Genomic DNA, 7,338 nt, shown 5'->3' on the forward strand with positions numbered 1-7,338 from the left:
ATTCCGATGAACATTTGAGTTTTCCCCGATGCTTTTCTACAATAATTTGATAGCTAATGGATAAACCTAAACCTGTACCTTTACCTACAGGCTTAGTTGTGAAAAAAGGATCAAAAAGTTTTTCTTTAACTGCTTCTGACATTCCTAAACCATTATCAGCAATTTTGATCATCACCAAATTATTTTCTAAAACTGCCGTGGTAATTGTAATTTTATTAGATGCACTACACCTGTCAGTAAACAATAGTTCACTGTTACTCGTATCTAAAGCATCAATCGCATTACTAAGAATGTTCATGAACACTTGATTTAGCTGTCCAGGGTAACACTCAATTAGTGGCAAATCTCCATAATTTTTGACAATTTCTATCTTAGGATGATCCAGTTTCTCTTTAAGTCGGTTTTGCAAAATTAATAATGTACTATCAATACCTTGGTGGATATCGACCTTTTTGATTTCTGCTTCATCCAGACGAGAGAAATTTCTCAAAGACAAAACAATTTCAGTGATACGTTCTGAGCCTATCTGTAGTGAATAGAGAATCTTGGGTAGATCATCAAGCAAAAATTCTAAATCAATTAACTTAATGTAGTTTTTAATCTCCTGATGAGGATTTTGATGGTGTTTCTGGTAAAGATTGAGTAGTTGTATTAAATCATGGGTGTATTCCTTAATATACTTTAAATTACCATAAATAAAGTTAACTGGATTATTAATTTCATGAGCTATACCTGCAACTAATTGACCTAAACTGGACATTTTAGCTGCTTGAATTAATTGTGATTGGGTTTCTCTAAGTTCTTTGAGAGATTCTTTTAAATCTTTGGCTTGCTTTTGAGCAATTTGAGTTAAATTATCTTTAATTTGCAGCGCACTTCTTAACTGAGCGCGTTGCTGAGTGAGTTCTGCTGTTAACTTTCCCGTATCAGCTAATGCTGTATCCTTGGCTTGTAATAAAAACAGAAAGTCTGCAATCGGATCGTGAATAGCAAAATCTTTGAGTTTAACGCCGAAATTAGCCAGACTAGCTGTATCAGTAATCCAGGGAGAACCCAGAAAAAATATAATTTCTTGCTCCTGGTGATACATCATTTGTCCCTTCATCAGCATTCCATTATGGATGAATTCTAAGATGAATAGAGAGCGTGATTTTTTGTGAATATTTTCAAAATCAACCGCAATATTAGGACGATTGATCCGAAAATGTGCTTCGATTTTGCTACCCACTAATGGTTCACTGCTGATGCGTTCTAAAACATCACCAGCCTGTAAAATTTCTCTTTCTTGATTGAAAACAAAGTGGAACGGAAAGGCTTGATTAAACAGTTCTGGTGTGAGGCTGAATTGAGGAGTGAGCATTCATCTAGCCTTCATTGTTGTCTATATTTCACTAAAAATTCGTCATGTTCAGCACCATTGTCCCGGCTTTGGGTTTGGGTAATCTCGACTTCTGTATCAAACCTTGTTCCTAATCCCTTTACTAGACCCAAAACCATTGGTGCTAGTCCTTCTCTGTCAGAACGATAGTGTAGCTTGAGTGCATCTTCGTCCACATCACTACATTCAAATGATGGCGGTTGTAGTTTAGGAAAGCTCACTCCTACGCGAGCATGAAGATTATCCAAGTTTTCTAAGAATTCTGGGAGTGTATCGCCACTCATGTCCATCATCTCGCCGTAGCCTTCTTCGGATGTATATTGCACCCAAAATTCCCCGAAAGCTTGCATAATCTCTGAAGGTGAAAGATTGAGTACAACACTAGCAGCTTTAACTAATCTGTGGGTGACATCATCTGGGTAGCCTTCCATACTAATAAAAACGTCTACATCTACCTCAGCTTTTTGTTTGATTGTTCTCCAGATATCTTCACCAAAGCGACTACACACCATATCTTGAATCGCTTTATTCACTAATCCATACATAGTAGACCCCTTGCAAATATACGGTTAATTGAGGCTGCGGGTTGTGACTCATCAAAAAGTTTTGCGATCGCCTACTTTTCCCCCATTCAGTCTAGAGTTAACCTGAGCAACATCTGTTCATTTTGGATGAGATATCCAATTTCTCACAGATAACTAATTTTATTGTTACAATTCAATGTCATAACATCCGTATTTCTACGCTTTATTTTCATCACTGACTATGGATTTAGCAGCAGTAGGGAATCAGGAAAGAAACTATATTGAGAGTGCTTCAAAATTTGACGCTGAACACCGTTAAAGAACTGCACACGCGCATCCATTGCCTCTACAATAGCCAGCTTAATTTTGATATCCTCTTCACTGTGATGAAGATGAGGTTCCATAACTGCGGCTAATTTTGCTGCATGACTATCATCGACATCAATATGGACTTCAAAAAAGATGAGTGATTCTTTCGGTAAAGGTGTAGCTCCCACTATGCCGTTATATAGTTGTGTATACAAAGAACTGACAATGCCTTCAGAGGCGTAACAGACTGCACCCAATGCGGCTAAATAGCCATACTGATGGGGAATTCTCAAATAGGTTTCGATTAAAGCCAGAGTCTCTGGTGTGGCTGGTAGCGCAGTTAAAGTATCGTCATCGATACCTAGTGTGCGCGTAAAGCGACGAAATAATTCTGGATGAGCTTGATGAATATCTCCTTGTCCCATTTCGTCAAATAGGTTTTCTAATATGACTAATTGAGCAGCTTCATCTTGGCAGCAAGACAAAATACTCGCTAAAATTCGGTTAAACTCCTTGGAGAATTTATACATCTGCACAGCTAATATCTGCACATCTGGCAGGGACAAGTTACCAGTACGACAGCGAGTCAAGAACTCATGATTCCACAGGGAATGATTAGCCGTAATTTCGTGGAAGGCTGATTTTATTGAAGATGACATGATACTTTACTTCGATATTTGGATAGCTAAATGAAGAGGTAAATCCTCTAGAGGACGAAAGAATGATTCATCTAAAGCAATATGCTCTGGAGTAACGCGCAATTCCTTGAGCATCGGCATTTTGGTGAAGCCTGCAATATTGAGAGAATTAAAGTAATCTTCCAGAGTTTTGTGAATTAACTGCACATTCAACCAAGAACCATCTCGTTTCCAAATACGACCAGCAAATTGCTGATCTCGCTGACTGAAATAACCCGAACCATCTACTTGAAAATAGAAGGGATATGCTGCTTCTCGCATATAAGGAAAAGATGGGTGAGGAATACTAAATACAAATCTTCCACCAGGCTGAAGAACGCGTACAATCTCCCGCATACATTCTTGAGTCTGAGCAATTGTTAAATAATTGAATAGGAAAACAGCAACAACTAAATCTAGCTCACCATCGTTAAATTGACTGAGATTAGTAGCACAACCCACCTCGTATGTAATTCCTAAAGGATTGTTGGTTTCTTGCAAGCTGGCTGCGGCAATCATGCCTTGGGATATATCGATTCCATGAACTTGTGCAGCTTTGCGTCGGCGTAATTCTCGGCTGCAATAACCTTCACCACAACCCAGGTCTAGTACCCGCAACTGACTAATTGGTTCACACAGTTGGAGAACAAAAGGACGTGCGGTAAAGTCTGATAAAGAAATAGCTTGTTCTCTCACCCAACTATTTGCTGTGTTGTTGTAGAGGTCTACTGTGGAAGTCTCATTATTGATGATTGTTGTGTCTGACTGCATTGTACTGTGCTGATTGTTGTTGTAAAAACAATTACTAATTAAATGTGTCTAAGTTTTATCACGCTCTAATTTTGTTTTTAATGTTGATATCACTGATTTTTAATCGCTAAAAAATCAGAAAACCGTTAATTTCCGCTTTATTTTTTTAATATAAAATGCTGCAATAATCTTGTTGCTTTCTTTAAAAATATATGTACTAACTTTCAAGATACCTTCATTAAGTCTTAGTAGTCAGAACAAGTGTTTTATGAAAATTTTATAGTAATAAAATTAGATGAAACTTATAGGATTTACTTTATATAATTTTAAAATTACTACTAAATACTCTCTTATTTTATCAAGATTATTGATGTATAAAAACAGTATATTTGACGAAGTAATTAGCGAATAAATCTTGATAATTTGTAATGCAAGGAGTCGTAAACATCTAGTTCGGCACGAAAAATCATGCAAGGAATATTAACCGAATCTTCACCACAAGCTCAATCAGAATATGAAAAGGCGATCGCATTTTCGGAGTTGGGCGATCGCTTGTTTGATGAACTAGCTGATAGAATAGCCACAAAACGAGACTATCGACTGCTATTTGAACACACATTACAACCAGAATTATTCCAACAAATTCAACTCGCCGCCGCAACTTACATTTGTGCCTGTTTAAATAGTCCCGTCATTCTTTCAGAAGCGGAAATGCTGCAAAGGCTATTAGAGGCTAGAAATAATTTGCCTAACTACATGGGTACAGGCTTACTCATGCCGAAGAAAGAACATACTCTAGCCTTTAACTTGTTTCAAAAAAGTGTGGCAGAAGCTTTTTACAGTCTAGGAGCTAATGACTTGATTGATGCGGTGGATTTACCTGTTAATCTCCGCATGGTTTATGGACAAACTGATCCTGAAAAACTACGTCTACCTTTTACTAGCTCTAAATGTCATAGTGATGTGTGGGCAGGTGTTCATGCTGATGCGACTGTAGTTGTTTTACCACTATTTGGTGATATTGAGCATATCACTATTGAAGCTGGTGAAATGCCCCGTGAAATGGAACTACAAGCTATGCGGGTGATGTCAGACTTTGATGAAGGGCGAGATATTCCGATGGTTGTCTCTTACACCCAAGCCCAGCTACAACACGGTACGATGTATTTCAATGATGCCCGTGGATTGCATCAGACAGTTAGAAGAAAAGCTGAGGGTTTAAGAATTTCTGTGGATTTTCGTTTTCGCCGCAAATTTAATGAAGCATATAGGGCAATGGTTGCACCTAATGTGGGTGGTGTAGAAGAAGATATGAGTGTGCCTTATGAAGATTGGCTAAAAGTGGGTAAGGAAACTCTCATTGTTTTTGATGAAAGTGTCGAAGAAGCGAAACAAAAGCGTAACGCTAGTTCTCCAGTTCCCCTTTATACTAGAGGATACCGCTTGATCGAAATGTTTAATTCGTGAACTACCTACAGTGACGCTTCTCTACGAGAGGCTTCTTGCTGTTCAAGCTAAAATTTTTCCACAAAAAAATAAGAGGTCATACAATGACCTCTTTAACTACTTCTTTGTATAAGAATTTTCCCACTATAGAAATTAGAGTAAACCGGTATTAGTGCCTTGCTTACCAGTAGCGAGTTCCACTTTAACGATTTTGCCACCCATTTTTTGAATTCTTTGCTGTTCACGGAACCAGTTTTCGTAGGGAACAAGTTTAGTAAAATAGGTATTTTGCAGTTCACGCTGGGTGCGAATTCTGGTTTGGCTAGGAACACAAGCTGTGATTTTAAATAACCGCGCCATTTGTCGAATCTCCTATGGTCAATGTGAAAACTTTTTTATTTCAAAAAACTGGGATGTTTTTTACCCAAAATATTTAATTAATCTTGCGAAGCCTGGAAATCAAACGTCAATACTAGACAGCTAACACTCATAACTAAATTTTTAGTAGGATAAGCGACTAAACTTTCTAGCACTCACAGTTGATTTCCAGACCTAAATCAACCTACACTTAATAAATTAAGTGCGATGTAGCTCTTAGCTCAAGCCAGAGGAGATGTAGTCTAAGTAAACGCCGAGTTCTTTACCAGCATCGGGGCCTACTAAGCTAGCAGCAACTTCTTTGATAGCTTGGATAGCTTGAACGGTAGAACCGACGGGTACACCCAAGGAGTTGTAGGTTTCTTTCAAACCGTTGAGTACGCGCTCGTCGAGGATGGAAGGATCGCCAGCTAGCATAGCGTAGGTAGCGTAGCGGAGGTAGTAATCCAAGTCACGGATACAAGCTGCGTAGCGGCGGGTGGTGTACATATTACCACCGGGACGGGTGATATCAGAGTACAACAAAGATTTAGCTACAGCTTCTTTAACGATGGTAGCTGCATTAGCACTGATGGTGGTAGCAGCACGAACGCGCAGTTCACCAGTGGAGAAATATGCTTTGAGTTTGTCTAAAGCAGAGCTATCTAGGTACTTACCTTGAACGTCCGCAGAGTTAATGATAGCGGTAATTGCGTCTTGAGCCATTTTGTTAATTCCTTATTTTCAACCTAATTGCAATAGTTCCATTGTGGTCAGGAAATAGCTTGACCCTACGACAATGCACCTACTACGTAGTCAAAGTAAGATCCAGCTTCAGCAGCATCTTCAGCAGACAACAGACTAGCAGCAGCACCTTTGAGAGCAGCAACACCACCAGCAACTGCATCGATAGGAGTTCCGAGGGACTTGTACATCTCACGAACACCGATGATACCGATTTCTTCGATGGGGGTAACGTCACCAGCTACGATTCCGTAGGTAACGAGGCGGAGGTAGTAGTCTAGGTCGCGCAGACAGGTAGCTGTCATTTCTTGACCGTAAGCGTTTCCACCAGGAGAAACAACATCAGGACGCTTTTGGAACAGTTGATCGCCAGCTTGTTTAACTAAACGCTCGCGGTTGTCGGTCAATACTTGAGCGATGCGGAGACGTTGTGTACCACTAGCGGTGAAAGCTTTGATCCGATCTAGTTCGCCAGGGCTGAGGTAGCGAGCTTCTGCATCAGCATTCACGATGGACTTCGTGACGATACTCATTAATGGATTCCTCCAATACGAAATGAAACCAGAGTTTTGGTTAAACTGGTGGGATTTTAAAACTAGCTGGGTCGAGATTTAAGTCTCTTCCTCCAGACGAAAGCAGTTAAATGAGTCACTGCTTCTATCATTAGATTACGTGGTTAGCGGAGTTAACACAACTACACAAGCTGTTAAACTCAGCTACCTTACGCAAAATATTCTCCGGCATTCTGTTGAGCATTTATTGCTACTCTTAACAGTTTTTAACATTCGTTTTCAGATTTGTTATCCAGGAGAAAGCGAGGGATTGATTACTGGGAAAAATTTCCCAGTCCCCAGTCCCTTAGAAATTCGCACTTGACCTAGTGGTGAGTCCTGAGTCAATTAGCAATAGTCTTGTAACTCAGCACCCAGCACTTTTAACTCAGCACTCTTATTTAGCGTGTGTAGGGTACTACTTCTTCGCCAAAGTAGCTGCTATACTCCGCACTGTTGACAATTGCTGTCACAGTCGCCCGTAAACCGCTATCAGCCAAGATTCTGCCGTATTGGTTGATTTCTTCAGAGTTGGCTGGTGTGCGTCCCAACAGGTGACGGAATAGGAGTTCCACTACCTTAGCGGTGGGATAGGAGTATAG

The 7,338-nt window shown here is 39.8% G+C and carries 9 protein-coding genes; 1 reads left to right on the top strand and 8 read right to left on the bottom strand.

Going from position 1 to position 7,338, the window contains the following annotated elements:
• The 4 genes from CV014_RS29035 to CV014_RS29050 all read right to left on the bottom strand — a co-directional run.
• Positions 1–1,360, bottom strand: a 1,360-nt coding sequence (locus tag CV014_RS29035; protein ID WP_236145177.1) for a sensor histidine kinase, incomplete at its 3' end; no start/stop codon positions are given.
• Between the two features lie 11 nt (positions 1,361–1,371).
• On the bottom strand, positions 1,372–1,923 hold the full coding sequence (locus CV014_RS29040; protein WP_236145178.1) for a heme NO-binding domain-containing protein: 552 nt from the start codon (positions 1,921–1,923) through the stop codon (positions 1,372–1,374).
• A gap of 218 nt (positions 1,924–2,141) precedes the next feature.
• Positions 2,142–2,870, bottom strand: coding sequence for a TenA family transcriptional regulator (locus CV014_RS29045; protein WP_236145179.1), 729 nt, complete (start codon positions 2,868–2,870; stop codon positions 2,142–2,144).
• A gap of 6 nt (positions 2,871–2,876) precedes the next feature.
• Positions 2,877–3,659 (bottom strand): class I SAM-dependent methyltransferase, encoded by a 783-nt coding sequence (locus tag CV014_RS29050; RefSeq protein WP_236145180.1) that lies wholly within the window; start codon positions 3,657–3,659, stop codon positions 2,877–2,879.
• A gap of 447 nt (positions 3,660–4,106) precedes the next feature.
• Here CV014_RS29050 and CV014_RS29055 point away from each other — a divergent pair, with 447 nt between their 5' ends.
• Positions 4,107–5,105, top strand: coding sequence for a hypothetical protein (locus CV014_RS29055; RefSeq protein WP_236145181.1), 999 nt, complete (start codon positions 4,107–4,109; stop codon positions 5,103–5,105).
• Between the two features lie 132 nt (positions 5,106–5,237).
• On the opposite strand, the gene CV014_RS29060 is transcribed toward CV014_RS29055, so the two are convergent.
• The 4 genes from CV014_RS29060 to CV014_RS29075 form a co-directional block, all read right to left on the bottom strand.
• Positions 5,238–5,444, bottom strand: a complete 207-nt coding sequence (locus tag CV014_RS29060) for a phycobilisome linker polypeptide (RefSeq protein ID WP_236145182.1) — start codon at positions 5,442–5,444, stop codon at positions 5,238–5,240.
• Positions 5,445–5,678: 234 nt separating this feature from the next.
• A complete protein-coding gene (gene apcB / locus CV014_RS29065) occupies positions 5,679–6,167 on the bottom strand; it encodes an allophycocyanin subunit beta (protein WP_236145183.1) in 489 nt (162 codons plus the stop codon).
• 65 nt (positions 6,168–6,232) lie between these two features.
• Positions 6,233–6,718, bottom strand: a complete 486-nt coding sequence (gene apcA / locus CV014_RS29070) for an allophycocyanin subunit alpha (protein WP_103135529.1) — start codon at positions 6,716–6,718, stop codon at positions 6,233–6,235.
• 419 nt (positions 6,719–7,137) lie between these two features.
• Positions 7,138–7,338, bottom strand: a 201-nt coding sequence (locus CV014_RS29075; protein WP_236145184.1) for a phycobilisome rod-core linker polypeptide, incomplete at its 5' end; no start/stop codon positions are given.

The sequence above is a fragment of the Nostoc sp. CMAA1605 genome (genome assembly GCF_021596505.1).
Classification (GTDB): Bacteria; Cyanobacteriota; Cyanobacteriia; order Cyanobacteriales; family Nostocaceae; genus Trichormus.